Raw genomic sequence first — 516 nt, forward strand, 5'->3', positions numbered from 1 at the left:
AATGGAGCACGGAAAGCTGATTCGACATTGTTTGTTCTTAATGGATGAAGTCACTATTGCGTGGCTAGCAGTTGAGCAACGAGATGAGTTGCATGATGAGTACCACATGAATTGGCAAACCATTATCGATAGCCTCGAAACCTTGACTCAACTTCGTATTAGCATTCAAGACTTAAACGAACAAGGAGGAAGCGTTCGAGTAAAGAACTACGCATCTGTAATGACACGTAAACTGAATCAGTTAGCGGTAATAGCACCGCTGACTATCGCAGCGCCGATCTCTGTACGTTCGACACAAGCGTTAAACGACTATGTCGAAGGAAAACACACCGGACTAACAGAAGAAGAACTTTATGGCATCACCTCAGATCTGTCACTGACGATTTTCAATACCTATGATCACGTGCTATCAGATATTGTCGAAACACTGTATTTGCCTTTGCCCAGACTCTCATTAGCCTGAAAGACTCATTTTTCGACATAATTGCATGCAGAACTAGATCAAAAACCGCAAGT

Annotated in this window: 1 pseudogene; it reads left to right on the forward strand. The window is 42.6% G+C overall.

The features are described from left to right. Positions 1 to 463: pseudogene (locus tag R8O11_RS31305) on the forward strand (hypothetical protein); the annotation flags it as partial. Positions 464 to 516: the final 53 nt, after the last annotated feature.

The organism is Vibrio sp. 1288 (assembly GCF_033344475.1).